The following is a 23512-nucleotide window of genomic DNA, read 5'->3' as shown; positions in this document are numbered from 1 at the left end:
CCGCTGAAGGTTTTGGCATACTCTGCGCCCGTTTTTTTCATTTCTATGATGTATGAATATGCATTCCCAATTTTCTGCCTGGGGACTAGTCAGTCTTGGATTAATCAATCCTAAATCAGCGACCAACGTGGCCTCCATCTTACGAGCAGCTGGCTGTTACGGTGCCAGCAGCGTTTTTTATACGGGCCAGCGTTATGGTTATGCCAAAGATTTCAACGCCGATACCCGTCAAATGCACAAGCAAATTCCTACTATTGGTGTTGAGTCGCTACAGATGGCTAAGCCGCGAGGTGCTACACCGGTGGTTGTCGAACTGGTTGAGGGGGCGACGCCATTACCTGAGTATATTCATCCACACAATGCATTTTATGTGTTCGGGCCTGAAGACGGGTCGGTGAGTCAGTCAATCGTCGACTGGTGTCAGGATGTTGTTTATATACCTACAAATGGCTGTATGAACCTGGCTGCAACGGTCAATGTATTGTTGTACGACCGTCTCGCAAAGTCGCAGGTGCAAGGAGGAAATACACTTATACAATCCAGTCGAGATGTGAATAATCGAACGCGCGTAAAGCGCTGAGGCAAAGTGTTGCCATCTATCAGCTGTTTCACTTTTGCAACACTCATATTTAACTCTTTGATTTTCGTTATTATTTATCAAGTGCTGAGCCACTATAACCTTGGCTCAGCGGAAAGCGCCAATTCAGGTGATGCACATTTGCAACAAATTTTGCCTGTTTAACGCATTTTGGTTTCCTGTTGTCATATTTCAGCAGTTTTGTATTGAGTAAGTACAAATGGTCCAAGATAGCCTTTGGTCTAATTTTTCTTTACGCAAACATGGTTTTTTAGTTGAACCGTGCCACGCTATGAATTGCAATATTACACGGTTGCAATGTTTAACTGATAATCGTTATATGGCTGAAATATAAAATGAAAATTTGCTATGCGAATTGGGTGGGTGTTGGGGTAAAGTCGTATCTTGTCTTTTTATCGGGTCTGAAATAACTACACTATTTTCCGGTTAATTTTTCAAATATTGTTACCTTTCTACAGTCTGGCATAGATGTTGTAATACAAATCGCACGTAACAATACCTTCCTCAAAATGAGTTTTCTTACGGTTTTACCGGCCTGCTACAGCCAGCGGATCTAAATATAAGGTTTACATTAGGTTAGCGATCCGGCAGTCTTATCAGCGCGCAAGATCGACGATGTTCTTAGTTTGTGCGCAGCAGGGAATCATTTTCAGGAGTATTTGCAACTGTATAATAACTGAGTAACGGGAGCCAAAGTGAAACGTCGCTTGCTAAATGCTTTTAAAAGAGTACATAAAGTACCGGGAATCAAGCATATGATTCGGCCTGTTGTACGTCGCAAAATGAATAAAATCATTGACGCTGCTGCTGATCATTTCTTTGAACACTTCACACTTGTTGTTGCAAATGATGAAAGTGAACAACGTACGTGCTTCAAAACCCGTCATCAGGTGTATTGTGAAGAAATGGGCTTTGAACCGCCCCGCGCCTCTAAGATGGAAGTCGATGAATTCGATGAGTTCGCGTTGAGCTGTTACATCAAGCACAAAGCGACAGGAGACTGTGCCGGTACTATTCGCTTAGTTATGCCTCAACACCCCGGCCAATTGCTGCCCGTTGAGCAAAACTGCCCTGAAGCAATCCGTATGGATGAGCACAGCCCGCAGCGATACCCGCGTTTTCAGGTTTGCGAAATCTCTCGCCTGGCTATTCCTAAACAATTTCGCCGTCGTCACTCAGATAGCAATGTCTCTCCTGTTACGGGCAAATCATTGAGCGGCGCATTTAAAAGTAATGCACCGGGACGTAACTTTCCTTACCTGTCATTAGCGTTGTATTTTTTCGCTGCCAGCATCTGTATTCTGCGTGACATCGAAAACGTATATGTAATGATGGAGCCAAGGCTGGCTCGTAGCCTGAGAATGTTAGGCATCAACTTCGAGCAACTGGGTAGTGAGATAGACTACCATGGCAAGCGAGCTGCATTTCAGTTGTCTCCGATGGAGTTCATGCAGCAAATTTCACCGGCATTACAGCGTTTTCAGCGTAAGATAATGAACGAGCTGGAAGAAGTGCCCAATTTCGGTGCGATTTTCCGCCATCAGCCTTCTATTCTTACCAAGATCCACGAGGAACAACGCGCTGCGTAATTCGTCTGAATACGTATGCAGATAATGGGTTAACGTTCTTTTAACAGGTATGCTTTGCCGGACCTGTTAAAAGGACACGATCCATGAAATTACGACTACAAAAGCAAGTGCCCGTCGCGCTTGCGCTTATTTCAGGTATGGTAATGATGGCATGTACAACATCTCAACCTGCCGACATCGCATCTGAATCATCTTCGTCACACTCCCCGGAACAGCAGAAGCCCATCGTTTATCAGGCTTTCACCCGCTTGTTCGGAAATAAGAATACTACCAATAAACCTTGGGGCTCCCTGGAGGAAAACGGCGTAGGCAAATTTGCCGATTTCAGCGATACAGCGCTATCAGAAATCCGTGCACTCGGGGTGTCTCACATTTGGTATACCGGTGTTCCTCATCATGCTACAACAACAGACTATACCCACTATGGTATAACGCTGGATGATCCCGATGTTATCAAGGGGCGGGCAGGTTCCCCTTACGCTGTTAAGGATTATTATAATGTGGACCCCGACCTGGCAACTGATCCAGCCAGGCGAATGCAGGAATTCGAGTCACTGATAAAGCGTACCCATGAAAACGGCATGAAAGTAATTATCGATATAGTGCCTAACCATGTTGCACGGGATTACTCGCCGCTGAATTTACCTGAAGGTGTAACAGCACTAGGCGATGGAGACAACACGGCACAGACGTATCACAGAGACAATAACTTCTATTATGTTCCCGATTCGTCATTCATTGTACCGGCGCATCCTGAAAAATTTGACCCAATGGGGGGCGCAGATCATCCCCTTGCTGACGGACAGTTCGATGAAACGCCGGCCAAATGGACCGGCAACGGTGCGCGCGCGCCACAACCTGATGTTAATGACTGGTATGAAACCGTGAAGATTAATTACGGCGTCCGGCCAGATGGCTCTCATGACTTTCCTGCTTTACCTGCAGCTTATGCAGAAAAGCCGATAAATGCGCACTATGAATTCTGGCAAAACAAGTCGCTGCCTGACTCCTGGTACAAGATGCGTGATATTGCATTATTCTGGATAGATAAAGGCGTGGATGGATTCCGCTTTGATATGGCCGAGATGGTGCCCGTGGAGTTCTGGTCATTTTTAAATGCCTCTATTAAACATGAAAATCCAGACGCATTTCTTCTGGCAGAGGTTTATCAGCCTGACCGGTATCGGGATTATCTGCACCAGGGAAAGATGGACTTTCTTTACGATAAGGTAGGATTGTACGATTCCATCAAAGCTGTCATGCAGGGAAATGAAAATGTTTCGGCGATTGATAACGCGTCGAATGAGGTTTCTGATATCTCTGACAGCATGCTTCACTTTCTGGAAAATCACGATGAGCAACGTATTGCTTCTGCGCCCTTTGCCGGAAGCGCAGAAGCTGGCAAACCTGCGTTGGTTGTTTCAGCGCTGAATACCCGCGCTCCATTTATGATTTATTTCGGTCAGGAAGTGGGTGAGGACGGCAGCGAGGAAACCGGCTTTGGCGATCCGTCCCGTACCACCATTTTTGATTATGCCGGTGTTCCTGCGCATCAAAGATGGATGAATGAAGGTGCGTTTGACGGTGGTCAATTAACCGCTGCTGAAAAGTCTCTGCGTGCCTATTATGAGCATGTTCTTAACATTGCGGCATATCATCCGGCGATGCAGGGCGATTTTCAGTCTCTACAGTCGATCATCACTACCGGGTCGAATAAGAATCAAACCTATAGTTTCATTAGAACGCACAAACAAGCCTCACTGGTGGTCATCAGTCATTTTGGCGAGCAGTCGGAAACAGGCACGATTGATATTCCGCTGTCATTACTCGGTAATAGCGGTGCATCTGGCGAGATACAGATAATTGACTTACTTACAGATGATTATCTCGATGCTCAGGTCACGGGCGATGTGGTAACCGTTGAGTTTTCGTTGGACAAAAACGAATCACTTATTCTTTCGACAGCGACTATGAAATAGTCGCCGCGTCGCCAGTTTGTAGAATATGTAGTTATATCTGACGCGATAATGCTGCCAATTGGTTACGCGTAACTACCGCGAGGCTTACTTTGGGTGTTATGAGGTGTCCGGGACTGTTACTGCTGTCCTTTGTCATCACCGGTAAGCATCGCCGTGAATACGTATGCAAACCCTTGGTATCTGCAAGGTGCTAAGGGTAACATCCTGTTAACCTATTAATGCCGGAGCTCCTACACCGGCTTTACATTCAGGATTATTCATGCGTATTTCTCGTTTACGATTTCCGGTATTGCTGGCTGCTGTGAGTGCTTCATTGACACTGCACGCCGAACAGACCGATCTCCGGGTTTCACCTCCTGGCTGGTGGGCGGGCATGGCATCACCAAAATTACAGCTGATGGTACACGGGCCGGATATCGCCGGTAGTACTGTTTCTGTTAACGACAGCGAGTTTGTCATAGAGCAGGTTAATTCTCTGGATAGTCCCAATTACCTGTTTATTGATATTGATATTGCAGATATTTCTCCCGGCGACTATGAATTAACGTTTACAAAGCAGGGCAAAGAAATATACAAAACGATATATACCTTCAGGCCAAGAGCAGCGAACTCAGCTGAACGGCAGGGCTTTACACAAAAGGATACTATTTATCTTGTCACGCCTGACCGTTTTGCCAATGGTGATGAATCCAATGATTCAGTAGCAGGATTTGTAGATAAAGCAGACAGGCAGGCACCTGGCGGGCGACACGGCGGTGATATACAGGGAATGATTAATCATCTGGACTATATTGCATCAACAGGCTTTACGCAGATTTGGTCGATGCCATTGTTAGAAAATGCCATGGATGACCATTCCTACCACGGGTACGCTATTACCGACTATTACCGCATTGATCCACGCTATGGCAGCAATGCCCTTTATCGCCAGTTTTCTCAACAGGCTGACGAAAAAGGGGTGGGCGTTATCATGGATATGGTTTTAAATCATATCGGCAGTAATCACCCCTGGATGAAGGATAAACCGGCGAAAGACTGGATACATCATAATGGCGAATTTTCGGCCACCACCCATCGCCGGGAATCATTGCATGATCCCCATGGTGTCGAAGCGGATCAGAAAGCCTTCAGTGATGGTTGGTTCGTGCCCAGTATGCCGGACCTGAATCAGCAAAACCCTTATCTGACAAACTATCTGATTCAGAATGCTATCTGGTGGGTGGAATATGCAAATTTAAGTGGCATTCGGGTTGATACCTACTCCTATTCTGACAAAGCATTCTTATCACAATGGACAGCGCGCCTCACCAGCGAATACCCGAACCTAAATATCGTTGGCGAGGAGTGGACAACCAACCCTGTCATTACTGCCTACTGGCAGGAAGATTCCTACCGTGCTGATGGCTATGATTCGTCATTGCCCAGTGTTATGGATTTTCCACTACAAGATACACTGGTCAATGCATTAAAGGATGAGGAGACCTGGGGAACCGGTCTTGTCAGTCTGTATAACCTGTTGGCAGGCGACTTTATCTACGGCGACCCTTATAATCTGGTTATCTTTGGTGATAATCATGATATGAGCCGGATTTACACGCAGTTGGATGAATCGTATGCGTTATGGGACATGGCGATGACATTCTTGCTGACAGCGCGTGGGATTCCTCAGATTTATTACGGTACCGAGATTTTAATGGCCAATCCTGATACGGACGATCACGGTGTTATTCGCAGTGATTTTCCAGGTGGCTGGAAAAATGACAGTATTGATGCATTTGCACAGCAAGGACTGTCACCGAAACAAACTAAGGCGTATAACCGGATTAAATCGTTACTCTCATTACGTAAAGAGCATCCGGTTGTTACACAAGGTAAATTCACCCACTTTGCCCCTGCCGAGGGTATTTACGTGTACTTCAGAACAGATGAAGCGGGTAAGGGCGCCATGATTATTCTCAATAAGAATGAGGCTGAAAACGATGTGCAGCTGGCGCGCTTCGAACCGGTTCTGAAAGAATTCTCTACCGCATCACGGTGGGGGAATAGTAATAAAATAAGCGTAAAGAACGCCAGTATAGAGGTTGCACCTAAAAGTGCATCGGTCTGGCTATTACAATAAATGAACAACAATAACGAAATTTAGTGGTAACTATGGACACAAAACAACCCGGGTTAAACTTTTGGCAAATCTGGAATGTCAGCTTTGGCTTTTTAGGTGTGCAGTTTGGGTTTGCCCTTCAAAATGCCAACGTTTCACGTATTCTTTCTGATCTGGGTGCTGACCTGCACTCACTGTCGCTGTTCTGGTTAGTAGCGCCAATTATGGGTTTGATTATTCAACCTATTGTGGGCGCTGCCTCTGACAGAACCTGGAACAGGCTCGGACGACGTCGTCCCTATATTCTGGCTGGTGCTATTGCTGCTGCTATCGGGATGGTCCTGATGCCAAATGCGCCTCTGTTCGTGGCATTGATGACGCCGATGATATTTGGTGCGATTATGCTGGCACTGATGGATGCATCGTTTAATATTTGTTTCCAGCCTTTCCGCTCGCTGGTTTCAGACATGGTGCCGCCCAGACAGCGTAATATTGGCTACTCTGTACAATCTTTGCTGATTAATATCGGCGCCGTAATCGGCTCCATATTGCCGTTTCTGCTTACCAACGTCATCGGCCTTGAAAATACTGCGCAGCTGGGCGAGGTAGCGCCATCGGTGATGTGGGCATTTTATATCGGTGCAACAGTATTGCTGGGCAGTGTTATCTGGACGGTAGTACGCACCAAAGAATATGCACCCAAGGAGTACAACTACTACAAAGATGTGGCCGACGAGCCGATGCCTGATACAAAACAAAGTATGGGGCAACGCTTTAAGGGCTTTTTGAAACTGGTAGTGAATATGCCGACTACTATGAAACAGCTTGCAGTGGTGCAGTTTTTCTCCTGGTTTTCACTTTACATTATGTGGGTTTATACCACCCCTGCAATTACGCAGCATATCTGGAATGTGGATAAGAAGTGGTTCGATCCTGATTACCTTTCAACTCTGGCAGTTATTCCGCAGGAGATAGTGCTTGCTAAGGGAGCCGCCGGCGACTGGGTGGGTATCCTGTTCGCTGCCTATTCAGTTTTTGCCGCTGTATTTTCAGTATTCCTGGCCCGGCTGGCCGACAAGTTTGGCCGCAAACTGGTTTACAGTTTGTCCTTGCTTGCCGGTGGTTTAGGTTATGTCAGTTTCCTGATATTCCAGGACCTGACGCCTACCAATGTGGATCTGCTGATCACTGAAGTCACAGTACCACTGGGTGCGGTAAAACTTCTGTTACCCATGGTCGGAATCGGTATTGCCTGGGCGGCGATTCTTGCAATGCCTTATGCCATGCTGGCCGGCGCATTGCCTCCTCAAAAAACCGGGGTATACATGGGTATATTCAATTTTACCGTTGCCGTACCACAAATTGTTGCAGGTCTGTTTTCAGGTCTTATTTTATCCGCTGTTTTTGACAACGAAGCAAAATACATCATCGTTGTGGCCGGTGTATCAATGATAGCCGGTGCGCTTGCCGTCTTTTTTGTTAAAGAGCCGGATCAACCTGTTACTGTTCACGAATAAGGGAACACTATGCTGAAACGTTATGGCTTACATCTGCTTGCCGCGAGCATTACGCTCGCGCTGACCGGATGTGCACAATCACCAATTACATCTGCTTCTGAGACAGAGAAAGATGCAGATACAACGCAGGTTATCCGGGGAACAGATAATCCGTTTGCTAAAGAAGCGGTATATTTTGTTGTCACTGACCGGTTTGTCGACGGCGACCCGTCCAATAATCATGAAGACCAGGGGGGCGAGCATCCGACCTGGGAATTACGCCTGGACGGTCCGGATGGCCAGTTTGCCAATGTCGGATACATGGGCGGTGATTTACAGGGTGTACTGAATAATGGCGATTACATCAGTGATCTTGGCTTTACCGCAGTTTGGCTTACGCCAGTTCTGGATAACCCGAATCAGGCTTTCACCGGTGACGAACCTATCAGTTATGGGGGCCAGTTTAAAGACGGCGGCAAGACGGGCTATCATGGCTACTGGGCGACGAATTTTTATAAAGCCGACGAGCACCTGATTAGTGATAACTTATCCTACGCCGACTATACCACAGCAATGCGCGACCAGTACGGGCTCAAGTCGGTGTTTGATATCGTCGCAAACCACGGGTCACCCAGCTACACGATGCCTGAGGACCAACCCGGCTATGGTGAGTTGTATGACAAAGAAGGTAAGTTGGTTGCCGACCATAAGAATTTGCATCCTACTGATTTAGACACCGATAAACCGTTACAGGCTTTTTTTCATCCTTACCCCGATTTGGCTAAGTTATCGAACCTGAATGAGCATAATCCTGATGTGCAGGATTACCTTATTGATGCATACCTATACTGGATAGAGCAGGGCGCCGATGCGTTCAGAATTGATACCATAAGACACGTTTCGCACGATTTCTGGCGGACAATGTCAGACCGAATCCGTGAACAGCACCCCGACTTTTTTATGTTCGGCGAAAGCTTTGTCTATGATGCAAACTTTATTGCTCAGCATACTCTGCCGAAAAATGGTGGGGTAAGCGTGTTGGATTTTCCGATGCAAAAAGTGATGAATCAGGTTTTTGGTGACCAATCTGAAGCGGACAGCGCGTCACAGGAAAAAGCCGAACCTGAGAAAAACGGCTATGAGAAGCTTGAAGAAGTGCTTCACTTAACCCACGGTCCCTATGCCAACCCGTATGAGTTAACCACATTCTATGATAATCACGACATGCCGCGTATGCAGGCTAGCGATGAAGGTTTCATCAACGCTCATAACTGGTTATTTACCGCCCGTGGTATTCCGGTGGTCTATCAGGGCTCAGAAATTGGCTTCATGCGCGGTACCGCCGAACATGCCGGTAACCGTAATTATTTGGGGCAGGAGGCTATCGACAGTGCCAGTGAACATGAGATATATAAATCGCTTAAAACCATTGCTAATGTCAGAAAACAAACGCCGGCACTGCAGCGAGGGCTTCAGCTTAACCTGAGGTTTACCGAAGACACCGCGGCTTTTTATCGCGTAGTTCAGGATGATGATGCACAACAGATTGCCTTAGTATTGCTGAACAAGGGTGACGAGAGCATCGATATGTCTGTGAGCAAGTGGCTGCAGGCTGGTGACTGGGTGGAACAATTAAGCGAAGAGCGCCGTTCTGTTGCACAAAACGGGCCGCTAAAAACCACTGTATTGCCTGACAGTGTGCAGGTTTGGGTACTGGATGCACCTGTTACTCACAGCGAACTTATTGATGCAGCCGGGCAGCAAATGCAGCGTCAGTAAAAAAGCTACTTATTGTGCGCCACACGAGCGGCGCACAATAAGTTCAGCCGGCATCAGATAGTCCTCAACGACTTCCTTGTTAATGGCTTTTATGAGTGTATCAACCAGTAGCTCGCCGGCTTTAGTTGTGTTCTGACGCACAGTAGTCAGGGCCGGGGTGGTGTAACCGGAAATCGGGATGTTGTCATAGCCAACTACCGCTACATCTTCAGGCACGCGCAGATTTGCTTCACGAAGCGCATCATAAACACCCACGGCAATCAAATCAGACGCACAGACGACCGCACGTGGTAACGTAGCATCATTCAGCATCGCTTTCATCGCCGCATAGCCCGATGGCTCTGTAGAGTGCGCATTGATTTGACGCTGCGACTCTCCCGAAAGTCCTTGTTTGTCCAGTGCATCAGCGAACCCCTGATAGCGGGCTCGAAATTCCGGGGCATCTTCGCTGTTATCGCCTATGAAAGCAAAAGAGGTATAGCCCAGACCAATAAGGTGATTGGTCACATCGAACCCGCCCTGATAATTATCGCAACCGATATTCACTCCGGGGTGGGCTTTATCCTGAGCACCCCAGCGCACAAAATGTGTACCCTGTTCCTCAAGCTGGTCGAGCTTACTGCGATAAGCGCTGTAATCCCCATAGCCCAGCAAAATAATACCGTCGGCCTTATTTGAATCTTCATATTCAGCGTGCCAGTCACTTTGCATATTCTGAAATGAAACCAGCAGATCGTAACCCTGACTCGCGCTGGCACGGGTAATACTGCCCAGCATCGAAAGGAAAAAAGGGTTTATCAGCGAGTCGTCTGTAGTGGGATCCTCAAACAATAACAGCGCCAGCGTATTACTTTTTTGTTTGCGCAGATTGCTGGCGTTTTTATCTACCTGATAGTTAAGTTCCCGCGCGATTTCAACAATGCGATCGCGGGTTTCCTTGCTTACCAGCGGACTGTTATTCAGTGCTCTGGAAACGGTAGACTGAGAAACACCTGCACGGTGGGCAATATCAAAGGAGGTTGCTTTTTCTTTCATAAACACTATTTATTGATTCGGTGTAAGCACACCCTGTTTGAACTACGATACCATAAAATCAACATTTACCCGCTGTTTTAGCGGGTAGGAGAGCTTTAAATGCTGTGCAATCGCCGGTATTTTAAGCACTTAATGCGTACAGGTGACGAAAAAATATCACCTGTAAAAGGGTGATGTTATACTCGCCCTGTTTCGTTAACTATGTTTATTAAGGGGAATTCGCGAATGGCGGAGACTGAAAATCGTCCGACCAATTTTATCCGGCAGATTATCGATAAAGATTTGGCGTCTGGGTTACACCAGCAGGTGAAAACGCGTTTTCCACCCGAGCCTAACGGCTTTCTGCATATCGGTCACGCTAAGTCTATTTGCCTTAACTTTGGCATTGCCGAAGACTATCAGGGCACCTGTAATTTACGCTTTGATGATACCAATCCGGCAAAAGAAGACATTTCTTTTGTAAACAGTATTAAAGAAGATGTTCACTGGCTTGGTTTTGAATGGTCTGGCGAAGCGCGTTATTCCTCAAATTACTTTGATCGTTTGCATGGTTTTGCCGTTGAGCTGATTGAAAAAGGTCTGGCCTATGTCGACTTTTCTACGCACGACGAAATGCGTGCGTTGCGAGGAACACTTACCGAGCCAGGCACAAACAGTCCGTATCGCGATACAGATGTTGAGACAAATCTGAAGGAATTCGCGAAGATGGCGAATGGCGACTACCAGGAAGGACAGTGTAGCCTGCGTGCCAAAATAGACATGGCATCGCCCTTTATGTGTATGCGCGATCCGGTGATATACCGTGTTAAATTCGCGCACCACCATCAGACTAAGGATAAATGGTGCATTTATCCGATGTACGATTTTACGCACTGTATATCAGATGCTATTGAGGGCATTACGCACTCTTTATGCACGCTGGAGTTTCAGGATAACCGTCGCCTGTATGATTGGGTGATTGATAACATTACCATTGACGCTGAGCCTCGCCAGTATGAGTTTTCACGTCTTAACCTTGAATACACAGTGTTAAGTAAACGTCGTCTTATTCAGCTGGTTGACGAAAAGCATGTTAGCGGTTGGGATGACCCTCGTATGCCGACAATCGCCGGATTGCGTCGGCGCGGCTATACGCCGGGCTCAGTGCGTGAGTTTTGTAAGCGTATCGGTGTGACCAAAATGGATAATATGGTCGAAATGGGTATGCTGGAAGCCTGTATTCGAGATGATCTTAACGTCAATGCGCCGCGGGCCATGGCAGTGCTTGAGCCGGTAAAGATTATTATCGAAAATTTGCCTGAAGGAAATAGTGAAACGCTGTCTGCACCTAATCACCCGAACGACGAGTCAATGGGCACGCGCAGCGTGACCTTTAGTCGGGAAATATGGATTGAGGCAGAGGACTTCCGTGAACAGGCGAATAAGAAATTTAAGCGCCTTGTGCTGGGTAAAGAGGTTCGTTTACGTAATGCTTATGTCATTAAGGCAGAGCGGGTGGACAAAGACGAAGCAGGCAATATTACCACCATCTATTGCACTTATGACGATCAGACACTGGGTAAAGATCCGGCGGATGGCAGAAAAGTGAAAGGTGTGATTCACTGGGTTGATGCTAATACAGCCGCACCCGCGCAGTTCAGGTTGTACGATAGATTATTTAACGTACCAAACCCTGCGGCCCAGGAAGATTTTGTTCATGCTATTAACGATGAATCCCTGATTGTGAAAAATGGCTACGTGGAATGTGGTTTGTCTGGTGCGTCGGTAGAAGACGGTAACTGGCAATTCGAGCGTACCGGCTATTTTTGTTGCGATAAAGACAGCGAGGAAGGCAAGCTCGTCTTTAACCAGACAGTAGGTCTTCGTGATACCTGGGCTAAAATTGAAAACCAGTAATTAATGATTTACATATAAAAAAGGTTACCAATGGGTAACCTTTTTTTATGCCTGCGCATTATTGTTTATTTACTTTGGCTGACAATCCAGGGACTGGCCGTTAACAGCCAGACTGTCCTTTCCCATAAGATACAGATACAGCGGCATAATATCCTCAGGCGTTTTTAATGTCTGCGGGTCTTCTGCCGGAAACGCATTGGCGCGCATATCGGTGCGCGTACCACCAGGATTGATACAGTTAAACCTCACGTTTCTGTTCTCATATTCGCTGGCAAGCACCTGCATCATGCCTTCAGTTGCAAATTTAGAGACAGCATACGTGCCCCAGAAGGAACGGCCCTTTCTGCCTACGCTTGAAGTGGTAAACACCACCGACGCATTATCGGCAAGTCGGAGTACAGGAAGTAATTTTTGTGTCATCAGTGCAGCGCCGGTCAGGTTTATTTGTATAACATCCTGCCACTCGTCTTCCGGTATATCCTCAAATGCGCTCAAGTGTCCAAGTATTGATGCATTATGTAATACGCCATCAAGACGGCCGAACTGATCTTGAATCGTGCGCGCCATATCTTCATAGTTTTTGGCCGTAGCACCTTTCAGGTCCAGGGGAACTATGGCGGGCTCAGGGCCTCCCGCTGCTAGAATTTCGTCATAAACTGCTTCAAGTTTACTGACAGTGCGTCCCAGCAGTATGCATGTGGCACCGTAGCGGGCAAATGTTCTCGCTGCTTGTGCGCCAATACCGTCACCGGCGCCTGTAATCAGAATAACTTTTTCTTTCAATAAGTTTTCTGGCGCATTGTAATCGTTCATTCATTCTCCCTGACAGATAGGTAATAGCGCAAGGATAATACGGGAAGCGAATCGATGAAAGGACCCGTCGGTACAGCAGTATTATTGTCAGGACAAAGTATAAAGTTAATAAAGAAAATAAAAAGTTAACAAAGTTTTGCAAAGTTGCTGCAAAGTCAATAATATTGCCTAATAATAAACTGGTCTTACATGTTAAAAGTCAGATTTGATGTCAGTATCGTTGACTAAGGTGCCTGCCAGCAGGCAGTCAGGGTCAGGGGTTAGACAGACAATAAAAACAATGAGTCATAGGGAGAAACAATGAGAAAACTACTTATCAGTTCCAGTGTTGCAATGGCACTGGGGTTAGCAGGGTGCGGAGGCTCAGGAGAATCAATTGATGATATAGAGGCAGATACGCCCGATCAGACACCCTTTTCCCGTATTGTCTTTGACCCAGCCAATGGCAATCTTAACACGCCAAACGATCTGCTAATGCTTCCTGGCGACGATGGATTTTTCGATTATACGCTCAATATACCTGTCGATAACCCACAGGACTTCAGTGACCCCCGTGTGGCACTTAATACGCTGGATGGTTGGTCGACACAACATCCATTTGTTATCGATGTTGAAACGCCAGGAGACACAGCCATTGATGAGTCTACCCTGGGTGCTGGTATTTATATTCACGAAGCGACACTAGGCCTGGACCAGAGCGATCCGGATTGTGCCGCGGCTGAAATCCCTTCATCCGGCTGTAAAGTAGGTGATGCCCTGGAGCTGGGAACAGACTATGCACTGAGACTGGTTGATGGTGATACCATTTCGGTAATCCCGCTTCGACCGCTGAAATCAGCGCAAGGCTATATGCTGATAATGACCACCGGGTTAAAAGATACCAGTGGAAAATCTGTCATGGGTTCAACAACCTGGGATTTGGTTAAGCAGGATATAAACACAAAGCCGTTGGCCACAGATTCGCAACTTCAGTTACAAACATTGGTAAATACGTATGTTACGCCTCTTGAAGATGCCGGCTTCTCAAGAGAAGAGCTGACGTACGTATCAGCGTTTACGACCCAGTCAGTAGGGCAATCTCTTTCAGCACTTAAAAAGGTAGCTGTTTCTACCTATGCCGCCAAAGTAGCTGCGGGCGATCCTACTGCCGGACAATCGCTACCGGCAATACAGATTAGCGATGCCGATGGCGCACCAAATGCAATGGAAGCGTTAAACCTCGTCAGTGATGAGGTGCTTGCAGGTGCTGTAGCTCAGGGCTCCGAAGGGTTGGATGAAGCGACACAGGGCGCAATTCAGGCAACGCTTGAAGCAGGTGGCTTTGATGGTCTGCAAACCTGTAGCGGATTGCTGACTACGGCTGCAGGTGGAATGGCTGAAGCTTATGGTCCGTTAAATGAATTTGCGCAGCCACTGGCCAGCGGCTTACTACAGGAAGTGGGTTCTTTCTGCGCCGCGAAACATTATCAGGGCAACATTACTTTGCCGTATTATCTGGGTGTGCCAACCGAAGAAAACCCTATGGCACCGGTTAACGAATTCTGGCATGCAGCCTGTGATAGCGGCATCGTATTGGGTGCGGTTTCCGATGAAACTAAAGCCGCTGCTGAAGCTGGCCCCAACGATGCGCTGTGCCAACAGCTTGGGCTGGCCGATCTGCGCGTAAATGGTGAAAAGCTGGATCCTAAACGCAACGTAACCCGCTTTAACCCCGTTCCACAGGCAACCTCTATGCAGCAACTGGACGTTCAGGTCACCGTGCCTGATCCAGCGGTTGCAGCAGGGCTTGGCTTTTCAGTTAGTCAGCCAGAATCGGGCTGGCCAGTGGTCATCCTTTATCATGGGATAACCAGTAAGAAAGAAGACATGCTGGCTATTACCGGTACGTTGTCGCTGGCGGGTATTGCCACAATAGCTATCGACCAGCCACTTCATGGCTCACGCGGTTTCGATGTTGACATGGATGGTACTGACGATATTAACGCAACCACCGTCACTCCAGTTCATTACATGAACCTTGGCAGCCTGCCTACAGCACGGGACAATCTTCGTCAGAGTGTTGCAGACTTGCTGGGCTTACGTCTTGGTATGAATGCCCTGATGGATATGACAACGGATCAGGATGTTAATGTAAACCTGGGGCGTGTTTCGGTTATGGGTGTATCGCTAGGGGCGATAACAGGCGGTAATTTTGCTGCTGTTGCAAACTCATCAATGGGTGGCGACCTTGCCGCGCTGGATAGTGCGTATGCGGTAGATGTGGCGTCACTTGAATCTCCTGGTGGTGGCCTGGCGCAGTTCCTGATTGAATCACCTCGCTTTGGTCCGTTAATTAAGGGTCTGTTGTTGTCTGAGTCTTCAGAAGAGTTCCAGGGACTGTTGCAGCAGCTTTACGAGACAACTGATGTTACCCAGGAACAGTTAGTCGCAGCGGTTACGCAGTTCGAAGCGGCGTTGACGCCTGAGCAGGCAGCGGGTGTTCAGGCAACGCTAAGCGAATTCGCTTTTGCTGCGCAATCAGTGCTGGATAAAGGGGATCCGAATAACTACGCCATGACGCTGGGTGAAACTACGCCTGTGCATATGATGACGGTAGTGGGTGATGGTAGCGAAGAAAACAAACCTGACCAGGTGATTCCGGTTACGACCAGCCTGCCGTTGTCAGGCCAGAATCCTCTGGCTCGTATCATCGGATTGGAGCAGGTCAGCACTACAGTTACCGGTGATCCGGTATCAGGGCAGGTTCGCTTTACCGAAGGTGCGCACGCATCAAGCCTTAGCCCGGACGCCAGTGCGGCAACAACTGAAGAGATGCAGCGCGAAGTAGCAACGTATATTGCAACTGAAGGCACTGTTATTGAAATAAATAATGAGGATGTTGTAGCGAACTAATCGTTATATGTCTTAAAAAGGCCAGCAGACGCTGGCCTTTTTTGTGCGCTAAACAACATCATTGTCGTCACGACTGATGAACGCTGGTACACTTACGCCAGTTAAACTAACTCACTAAATAATCTGATAATCAGTAGCAGGAGTCGCACTTGGAGTTTCTGTACGAATATGGGCTTTTTCTGGCAAAAGCCGTCACCTTTGTTGCCGCATTTGTAATCATTGTGGCATCGGTAGTCGGTGCAGCAAATCGTCAAAAACCGGGCAAAGGTCACCTCGAGATTGCCTCTTTAAATGAGCAGTTAAAAGATATAACTAACTACGCACGCTCAGTATTGCTTGATAAAGCGAGTATGAAAAAACTCGCTAAACAGCAAAAGAAAGAAGCGAAAGATCAGGATAAAGAAAAGCAGAGCCGTTCACGGTTATTCGTGATTGAGTTTAAAGGCTCAATGGACGCCCATGAGGTTGAACGTTTACGCGAAGAAGTAACAGCAATTTTATGTGTTGCCGAGTCGCAGGACGAAGTATTGGTTAAGCTGGAAAGTGGCGGCGGCGTGGTCCACGGTTACGGACTGGCTGCCGCACAACTTCATCGCATAAAGGATAAAGGCATTAAACTTACCGTATCAGTGGATAAAGTCGCTGCCAGCGGTGGCTATATGATGGCGTGTGTCGCGGACAATCTGTTGGCATCCCGCTTTGCATATATCGGTTCTATTGGTGTTTTGGCTCAGTTACCTAACTTTCATAAAGTACTGAAGAAAAATGACATCGAATTTGAACAACATACAGCAGGCGCTTATAAGCGTACGTTAACTGTATTTGGTGAAAATACCGATGAAGGCCGTGAGAAATTCCGCGAGGAAATTGAAGAGATCCACGTGCTGTTTAAAGACTGGGTACGCGAACAGCGTTCGCAAATGGATATTGAAAAGGTCGCGACGGGCGAATTCTGGCCGGGTGTAAAAGCTAAGGAATTGGGCTTGATAGATACGATTATGACCTCTGATGATTACATTCTTTCCGCGTATCCTGAAAAAGAAATTTACAGCGTGAAATACTCTCACAAGAAGAACATGGCAGAAAAACTCGGTATGTCATTCGCCAGTGTGGCGCAGCAGCAACTCATGCGGCTGTGGAGTCAGACGCGTACCTGGTTCCACTAAAAGCTGGTTCAATAATGTCGAAACCCACCAAAACTCAGATTTTGGATGTGGCTGAAGCCCTGTTCGCAGAGCAGGGCTTTGACCAGACATCAATGCGCGCTATTACCAGCGGTGCAGGTGTAAATCTCGCCTCAGTGAATTATCACTTTGGCAGTAAAAAAAATCTTATCCAGTCAGTTTTTAAGCGTTACTTCGATATTCTGATGCCCAGGATTGAAGAGACACTATCAACCCTCCCAGTGTCCACCGGCAGGCGAGGAATCGCTGATTTGCTCGAAGCATTAATCCCGCCTATGCTGTCTCTAAATGCTGTTCGCCCTAATGGCACAGCGACTTTTGTAATGTTATTGGGTAAGGGGTATAACGAAACTCAAGGACATTTGCGCCGCTTTATTATGGGCAATTACGGACACAGTATTAATAAGCTGCTGACCGAAATCCATAGACGCTTACCTGATATTCAGGATGACGAGCTGTTCTGGCGCTTACATTTCGCCATGGGGGCGTTTGTATTCTCTATGTCATCAAGCAGTGCACTGACGCAGATAGCACATTCTGATTTCAATCAGGATGTAGATGTTGTCGGCGTAATTGAGCATCTTATTCCTTTCGTGGCAACCGGGATCGCCGGCCAATAACTCCACATTTATCCTTTGTATTTGTTACACTTGCCGCCACTAAATTCCAGGCTACAGGAGTGTCATATGATTAGCAGAACTGAATTACAGCGAGTGCTTGATGGCTTACTTAAACCCGCGGATATTAAAGATTATTGTCCCAACGGATTACAGGTTGAAGGTAAAGACCGGATCAAGCGGATTGTTACCGGCGTAACAGCGTCGCAAAGACTGATTGATGCAGCTGTTGAGCATGACGCCGATGCCATTATTGTTCATCATGGTTATTTCTGGAAAGGTGAAGCCGACGCAATAACAGGTATGAAAAAGCGTCGCATAAAAACGCTTCTGGAGAATGACATTAACCTTTTTGCTTATCACTTACCTATCGATGTGCATACCACTTTGGGTAATAACGCGCAGTTAGGCAAACTTCTTAATTTTGAAAACGCCAGGCCCCATGCTGATATCAGCCCTCAGGGGATAGTATTCGAAGCTCGCCTGGAAACGCCGGTTTCGCAGCAAGAGCTTGCTGATAATATAGAAACCGTACTGGGAAAAGCCCCGCTGGTTGAAGGCGATCCCGATCAGCCAATATCAACTGTTGCCTGGTGCACAGGTGGTGGCCAGGGCTTTATAGATAATGTCGCACAGGCCGGCATCGATGCGTTCATCAGTGGTGAGGTGTCCGAGCAAACCATCCACAGTGCCAGAGAGCAGGGTGTTCATTTTTTTGCCTGTGGCCATCATGCTACAGAACGTTATGGCGTAAAAGCCCTGGGAGAATTCCTACAGGAAAAATTCGGCCTGGCAACCACGTTTATCGACATTGATAACCCAGCCTGATCATAAATTTTAAATGAAAGCCACTGACCAGTACTTTGATGGTATAGCCGATAAATTTGTGCGTAACATTTATGGCACAACTAAAGGCAAGTTACGTCATTTATTGTTATTAGAGTCAATGCAGCCTTACCTGGAATCTCCGGGCAGGCGCATCATCGAGATAGGTGGTGGCACAGGTATTATGACAAGAGAACTGGCCCAGCAGGGGCATCATGTGACATTAACAGATGCCTCTGAAGATATTCTCAAACTGGCCGGAGAGTTTTTACATGATCTCCCTCAGGTTGATATCGTTCATCTTCCGCTTCAGCAAATACACACCCTTGATAGCTACGACTTAATTGTATGTCATGCCGTACTTGAGTGGCTGGCAGAACCCTTTGAAGCCTTGCGATCAATTACAGAAAAAATGCCCGCGGGCAGCCAGCTAAGCCTTAGTTTTTTTAACCGTGATGCAGCATTATTTACCAACGCGGTATATGGTAACTTTGATTACATAGCACGTGGTTTAAAGGTTAAAAACCAGGTCAGGCTGAATCCCACCAATGCATTGCGACCCGCTGATGTTATTGAGTTTGTCGGACGCAATGATCTTAAGGTGCTTGCCAGATCGGGTATCCGGTGTTTTCACGACTATATGAAAAACAAACCGGATACCGATGAGGTATTCGAGCAACTGCTGACTCTTGAAAGACAGTACCGCAGCGAAGAACCTTTTTGCTGGATGGGTAAATACTTTCACCTGATGCTGGAAAAAACTTAAATTACACGGTTGTGCTCGCTAAGGGTCCCCTGACAGAAGTGAACAATGTTCGCTAACGTGGTCGTTGCAATTTCTTCCATAGCCTCGCGGGTAAAAAAGCCCTGGTGACCGGTTATCAGTACATTGGGAAATGTTTGTAGCCGCTCGAAAATGTCATCATGAATGATATCCATTGAATGATCGGTAAAAAACAAAGAAGCTTCCTGTTCATAAACATCTATTCCCAGGCTACCGATTTTTTCAGACTTCAAGCCTTCTATCATGGCTTTGGTATCGATAAGGGCCCCTCTGGAGGTATTGATTAGCATGACGCCGTCTTTCATTTGATTGATGTTGTGGTGGTCAATTAAATGAAAGGTATCATCATTTAGCGGGCAGTGTAGGGTGATGATGTCGCAGGTCTGCAGAATGTCGTCAAACGATGTATAAGTGCATTCGGCAGCCAAAGAACTATCGGGCTGCGGATCGCAGCAGAGTACCGTGCAACCGAACCCCTTTAGAATATTCGCTGTGGCTTTGCCAATATGGCCGGTGCCGACTACACCGACGCGTTTACCGTGCAGGGTAAAACCCATCAGCCCGTTTAAATTAAAATTTCCTTCCCTGACCCTATTGAATGCACGATGTGTTTTACGGTTGAGCGTTAACATTAGTGCAATGGCATGTTCGGCAACACTGTGCGGCGAGTAGGCCGGTACCCGTGATACACATAACCCGTATTTTTTGGCGGCTTTAAGATCTATATTGTTATAGCCAGCGCAGCGCAATGCGATATGCCTTACTCCCGATTTGGCAAGGGCGATGATAACCGATTCATTTACCGTATCATTTACGAAGACACACACAGTATCGAGCCCCTGGCACAACGATACTGACTGCTCATTAAGTGTGGTTTCAAAATACTTCAGCTCAGCGCCCTTATGATGTTCTGAAGCCTGATTGAGGGTCTTCTGGTCGTACGCCTGACAACTAAATACACCTATTTTACATTGCATATTTATCATCCACAGATTGAGTTAAAAAGAAAGCAAGGCATACCTATCCAATTATGCAGTTTGCACAGTTTGTGGCAGCATAAGCACTATTAATCAGTCATACGCAGAGTATAGCAATGAAAAAAGTCTGTTTTCTTGGTTTAGGCGTTATGGGGTATCCGATGGCAGGTCATTTGTCAGAAAACGGATACAAAGTAACCGTGTTTAATCGCACCACAGCAAAGGCTGAAAACTGGTGCAAGCAATATACTGGTGAAATGGCACAAACGGTTTCTGATGCCGTCTACGACGCTGATATAGTCTTGATGTGTGTGGGAAATGACAATGACGTCAGTGAGGTAGCGGGGCAGGCCGTAGCGGCGATGAAACCGGGTAGTATATTGGTTGATCACACAACCGCCTCTGCAGAATTAGCCAGACAATTGAACACCCTGTGCAGGGAAAAAGAGATAGGCTTTCTGGATGCCCCTGTATCAGGGGGCCAGGCCGGTGCTCAAAACGGTCAACTGACCGTAATGGTGGGCGGTGACCCTGATACTTATGAGAAGGCGTTGCCTGTAATGCAGGTCTTTGCCCGCCACGTTCAGCGTATAGGAGACGCCGGGAGTGGTCAGTTAGCAAAAATGATGAATCAAATCTGTATCGCCGGTATCGTACAGGGGTTAGCCGAAGCGCTACATTTTGGCGAAAAGGCCGGCCTTGACTGTAAGCAGGTTATTGAAGTCATCAGCAAAGGCGCAGCCCAGTCCTGGCAGATGGAAAACCGGGCCTCTACCATGATAAACGGGGAGTATGAATTCGGTTTCGCTGTAGACTGGATGCGCAAGGACCTGCACATTGCATTGGAAGAAGCACGAAAAAATGGCTCAACGCTGGCTCTCACCGCTTTGGTCGACCAATATTATGCTGATGTTCAAAAACTAGGGGGCGGGCGCTGGGACACGTCCAGTTTGCTAACCCGCTTACATGGTTAACTGACGTATCTTTTTGCTATAAGCGATACGGGTTACTGACTTGCTATCGCTTATAAACGTTATTCCGGGTCACTCAAGCCGGGCTGGCCTGTCTGAGAATCATCGGGCAGTGACATAGACTTATCAGCAAACATCTGTCTGATTTTCTGCAGCCTTGTATGATTTGATGTTGATAACCGGGTGCGCGTGAGTCGGGTGAACAGGGTCTGTGCTTTGACTGTCCGGTAGTCGGCGGTGTCTGTCTCAGTCATACACTGCAAAAGGTTGAGCGCAAAAGCCGCTCTTTCAGGTAACAAAATATGCGCCTGATAAAAATAATACATGGCTTTGAGATACAGCTTCTGCAAAAAATAACGGGTGCCTTCGTCGTTAAGTTCAAATGCCTGGTCGGCAGCGATACCAAGTTGCTGTTCTGCGGTGCGAATTGCGTCCTGATGCGAGGTTCGCTGTGCAAGGCTTAAGTTATTTTGTGTTCTTTCATGCGCCATCGATAACATTTCCCTGGCTTTTTCGGCCTTATTTAAGGACGAATACACCTTCGCAGCGGAGATGAGTGTAGCGGCATCTGTCCGTGCGAAATAGTCTGCGATGTCGTGTTCAAGCAATGACTGTGCGCGAACGCTGTCGCCTTCCAATACAGCAGCATAAGCCATCAATACAGCTTGTTTTTTGTTTTGCTGCGCGTCGTAATTCTGACGACCGGCTACCCCGATAAGGCGGCGCGCCTGGCTCAGACTTTCACCCCGGTTAGCAGCAGGCTGATGTTCTGCGATGGATAAATAGAATTCGGCCAGTTCAAACGTAAACTCATTGAAAGTCTCTTTGGACGTTTTGTGGGAATGCCGTTTTTTCTGTAATAAATCAATTCCGTCGAGTACGCGATCCTGGCGCTGATAGGTTAAAGATTTTAAGCGCGCTGCGGGAATGCTGAGCGCTGAAAAAGCAATACGGTCGAGATAATACTCTGCCTTATCATACGCCTGCTGCTCGAAACTCAGACCAGCAAGCCACTCAAAGGCTTTGTTTTTGGCCAGCTCGGTTTCAATCAGTCCGGTGAGATCGCTCTGGCAATGCTCCCAGCGACCTTCCATATAAAGACATTTGATTTTTCCCCACTGAGCCCACAGCACACGATCGCTGTCCAGTAAAACCGCTTCATACAATTCTCTTGCTTGTCGAATCTCACCGGACTCGAACAATAAGCGGGCTTTAAGTTTTATAATATCCGTTCGGATACGTAAGGGGATATCCTGACTCAGTGAGGCTTTCAGCAGCCTTAGGGCCTCCGCTGGTTGCTGCTCATCCATAGCCTGTAAAGCGCTGTGCGCAACCTGTCGGTATGCAAGATACTGTTTGATACCTCTGGAAAGTGTTTGCAGATTGTAAGGTTTAATCAGCACTAAATCAGGCTGGCAATCAATGATCTGGCCAATGGTCTGAGGTAGCCTGTCGGAAGTAATAAAAATTATTCCCGTTCCGGGCCGGATAAAGCGCGATTCACGCAATGTAGTAAGCCATTCAACGCCGGTTTTGGTTTCGCCCAGATAGTAGTCGAATATTATTATCTCGAAATGCTGAACGCGCAGGGCCGACTGTAATTCACTGCCCTGACTGAAACTGCTGACAGTAAACGGCTCAATCTGCAGAAGGTGGCTTCTGAGTGTGGCCCGGGCAGTGGCATTATCTTCTACAATTGCAACGCGGTAAGTCATTTAATATTTTGTCAGTAACGTTCACTACAAACAGCCAATACCGACAGTGAGCAGTATTAAGCAAGATTTTTACGAGCATACCAGTACACCATTTCACCGTCACCTGACTTGTTATTTTATCTCGTCTGATGTGTTGATTCAGTCATCGCAATCTGACGCTTTCCATGTCACATTATGTTTACAAAAAACCAACCTTACGTTTATGGTTAACGTTTACGTCAAGGGGAGCCAGAGTTATGGTGTCTCCAACGTCCGTTTATCAAA

General features: G+C 47.1%; 17 protein-coding genes. 13 read left to right on the top strand and 4 right to left on the bottom strand.

The genetic code is table 11. The annotated features are described in order from the left end of the window. Positions 1–58: 58 nt before the first annotated feature. The 6 genes from FBQ74_RS08725 (at position 59) to FBQ74_RS08700 (ending at position 9539) form a co-directional block, all read left to right on the top strand. Complete coding sequence (locus tag FBQ74_RS08725) at positions 59–580, top strand: RNA methyltransferase (RefSeq protein ID WP_139756313.1); 522 nt, start codon at positions 59–61, stop codon at positions 578–580. A gap of 773 nt (positions 581–1353) precedes the next feature. Then, entirely contained in the window at positions 1354–2187 is an 834-nt protein-coding gene (locus tag FBQ74_RS08720) for a PEP-CTERM/exosortase system-associated acyltransferase (protein WP_139756312.1), read from the top strand. A gap of 83 nt (positions 2188–2270) precedes the next feature. Then, entirely contained in the window at positions 2271–4166 is a 1896-nt protein-coding gene (locus FBQ74_RS08715) for an alpha-amylase family protein (RefSeq protein ID WP_139756311.1), read from the top strand. Positions 4167–4425: 259 nt separating this feature from the next. Beyond that, entirely contained in the window at positions 4426–6285 is a 1860-nt protein-coding gene (locus FBQ74_RS08710; protein ID WP_139756310.1) for a glycoside hydrolase family 13 protein, read from the top strand. Positions 6286–6317: 32 nt separating this feature from the next. Further along, positions 6318–7781: an MFS transporter gene (locus FBQ74_RS08705; protein WP_139756309.1), complete on the top strand. Its 1464-nt coding sequence runs from the start codon at positions 6318–6320 to the stop codon at positions 7779–7781. A gap of 9 nt (positions 7782–7790) precedes the next feature. Further along, positions 7791–9539, top strand: coding sequence for an alpha-amylase family glycosyl hydrolase (locus tag FBQ74_RS08700; RefSeq protein ID WP_139756308.1), 1749 nt, complete (start codon positions 7791–7793; stop codon positions 9537–9539). Positions 9540–9548: 9 nt separating this feature from the next. On the opposite strand, the gene FBQ74_RS08695 is transcribed toward FBQ74_RS08700, so the two are convergent. Continuing rightward, positions 9549–10574: a LacI family DNA-binding transcriptional regulator gene (locus FBQ74_RS08695; RefSeq protein ID WP_139756307.1), complete on the bottom strand. Its 1026-nt coding sequence runs from the start codon at positions 10572–10574 to the stop codon at positions 9549–9551. 225 nt (positions 10575–10799) lie between these two features. Here FBQ74_RS08695 and glnS point away from each other — a divergent pair, with 225 nt between their 5' ends. Next, positions 10800–12470 carry a glutamine--tRNA ligase gene (gene glnS, locus FBQ74_RS08690; protein ID WP_139756306.1) on the top strand — a complete coding sequence of 557 codons (1671 nt, stop codon included), beginning with the start codon at positions 10800–10802 and terminating at the stop codon, positions 12468–12470. A 69-nt stretch (positions 12471–12539) separates the two neighbouring features. Here the strand turns inward: glnS and FBQ74_RS08685 are convergent, their stop codons facing one another. After that, positions 12540–13283, bottom strand: a complete 744-nt coding sequence (locus tag FBQ74_RS08685; protein WP_139756305.1) for a YciK family oxidoreductase — start codon at positions 13281–13283, stop codon at positions 12540–12542. A gap of 300 nt (positions 13284–13583) precedes the next feature. On the opposite strand from FBQ74_RS08685, the gene FBQ74_RS08680 reads away from it, so the two are divergent. From FBQ74_RS08680 to FBQ74_RS08660, 5 genes are all read left to right on the top strand, one after another. Beyond that, positions 13584–16175 (top strand): VolA/Pla-1 family phospholipase, encoded by a 2592-nt coding sequence (locus FBQ74_RS08680; protein ID WP_139756304.1) that lies wholly within the window; start codon positions 13584–13586, stop codon positions 16173–16175. Between the two features lie 149 nt (positions 16176–16324). Further along, positions 16325–17341 (top strand): protease SohB, encoded by a 1017-nt coding sequence (gene sohB, locus FBQ74_RS08675; protein WP_139756303.1) that lies wholly within the window; start codon positions 16325–16327, stop codon positions 17339–17341. A gap of 14 nt (positions 17342–17355) precedes the next feature. Beyond that, positions 17356–17979, top strand: a complete 624-nt coding sequence (locus FBQ74_RS08670) for a TetR/AcrR family transcriptional regulator (RefSeq protein WP_139756302.1) — start codon at positions 17356–17358, stop codon at positions 17977–17979. Positions 17980–18045: 66 nt separating this feature from the next. Continuing rightward, complete coding sequence (locus FBQ74_RS08665; protein ID WP_139756301.1) at positions 18046–18804, top strand: Nif3-like dinuclear metal center hexameric protein; 759 nt, start codon at positions 18046–18048, stop codon at positions 18802–18804. 13 nt (positions 18805–18817) lie between these two features. Beyond that, complete coding sequence (locus FBQ74_RS08660) at positions 18818–19567, top strand: methyltransferase (protein ID WP_139756300.1); 750 nt, start codon at positions 18818–18820, stop codon at positions 19565–19567. Here FBQ74_RS08660 and FBQ74_RS08655 read toward each other — a convergent pair. After that, on the bottom strand, positions 19564–20562 hold the full coding sequence (locus tag FBQ74_RS08655; RefSeq protein ID WP_139756299.1) for a 2-hydroxyacid dehydrogenase: 999 nt from the start codon (positions 20560–20562) through the stop codon (positions 19564–19566). The two genes, FBQ74_RS08660 and FBQ74_RS08655, sit on opposite strands and share 4 nt — an antisense overlap. Before the next feature lie 116 nt (positions 20563–20678). Between FBQ74_RS08655 and FBQ74_RS08650 the strand changes: the two genes are divergently transcribed. Continuing rightward, entirely contained in the window at positions 20679–21536 is an 858-nt protein-coding gene (locus FBQ74_RS08650) for an NAD(P)-dependent oxidoreductase (RefSeq protein ID WP_139756298.1), read from the top strand. A 59-nt stretch (positions 21537–21595) separates the two neighbouring features. On the opposite strand, the gene FBQ74_RS08645 is transcribed toward FBQ74_RS08650, so the two are convergent. Then, positions 21596–23248: a response regulator gene (locus tag FBQ74_RS08645; RefSeq protein WP_139756297.1), complete on the bottom strand. Its 1653-nt coding sequence runs from the start codon at positions 23246–23248 to the stop codon at positions 21596–21598. Positions 23249–23512: the final 264 nt, after the last annotated feature.

This window comes from Salinimonas iocasae (assembly GCF_006228385.1).
Taxonomy (GTDB): domain Bacteria; phylum Pseudomonadota; class Gammaproteobacteria; order Enterobacterales; family Alteromonadaceae; genus Alteromonas; species Alteromonas iocasae.
This window is presented reverse-complemented; position numbering and strand designations above follow the sequence as displayed.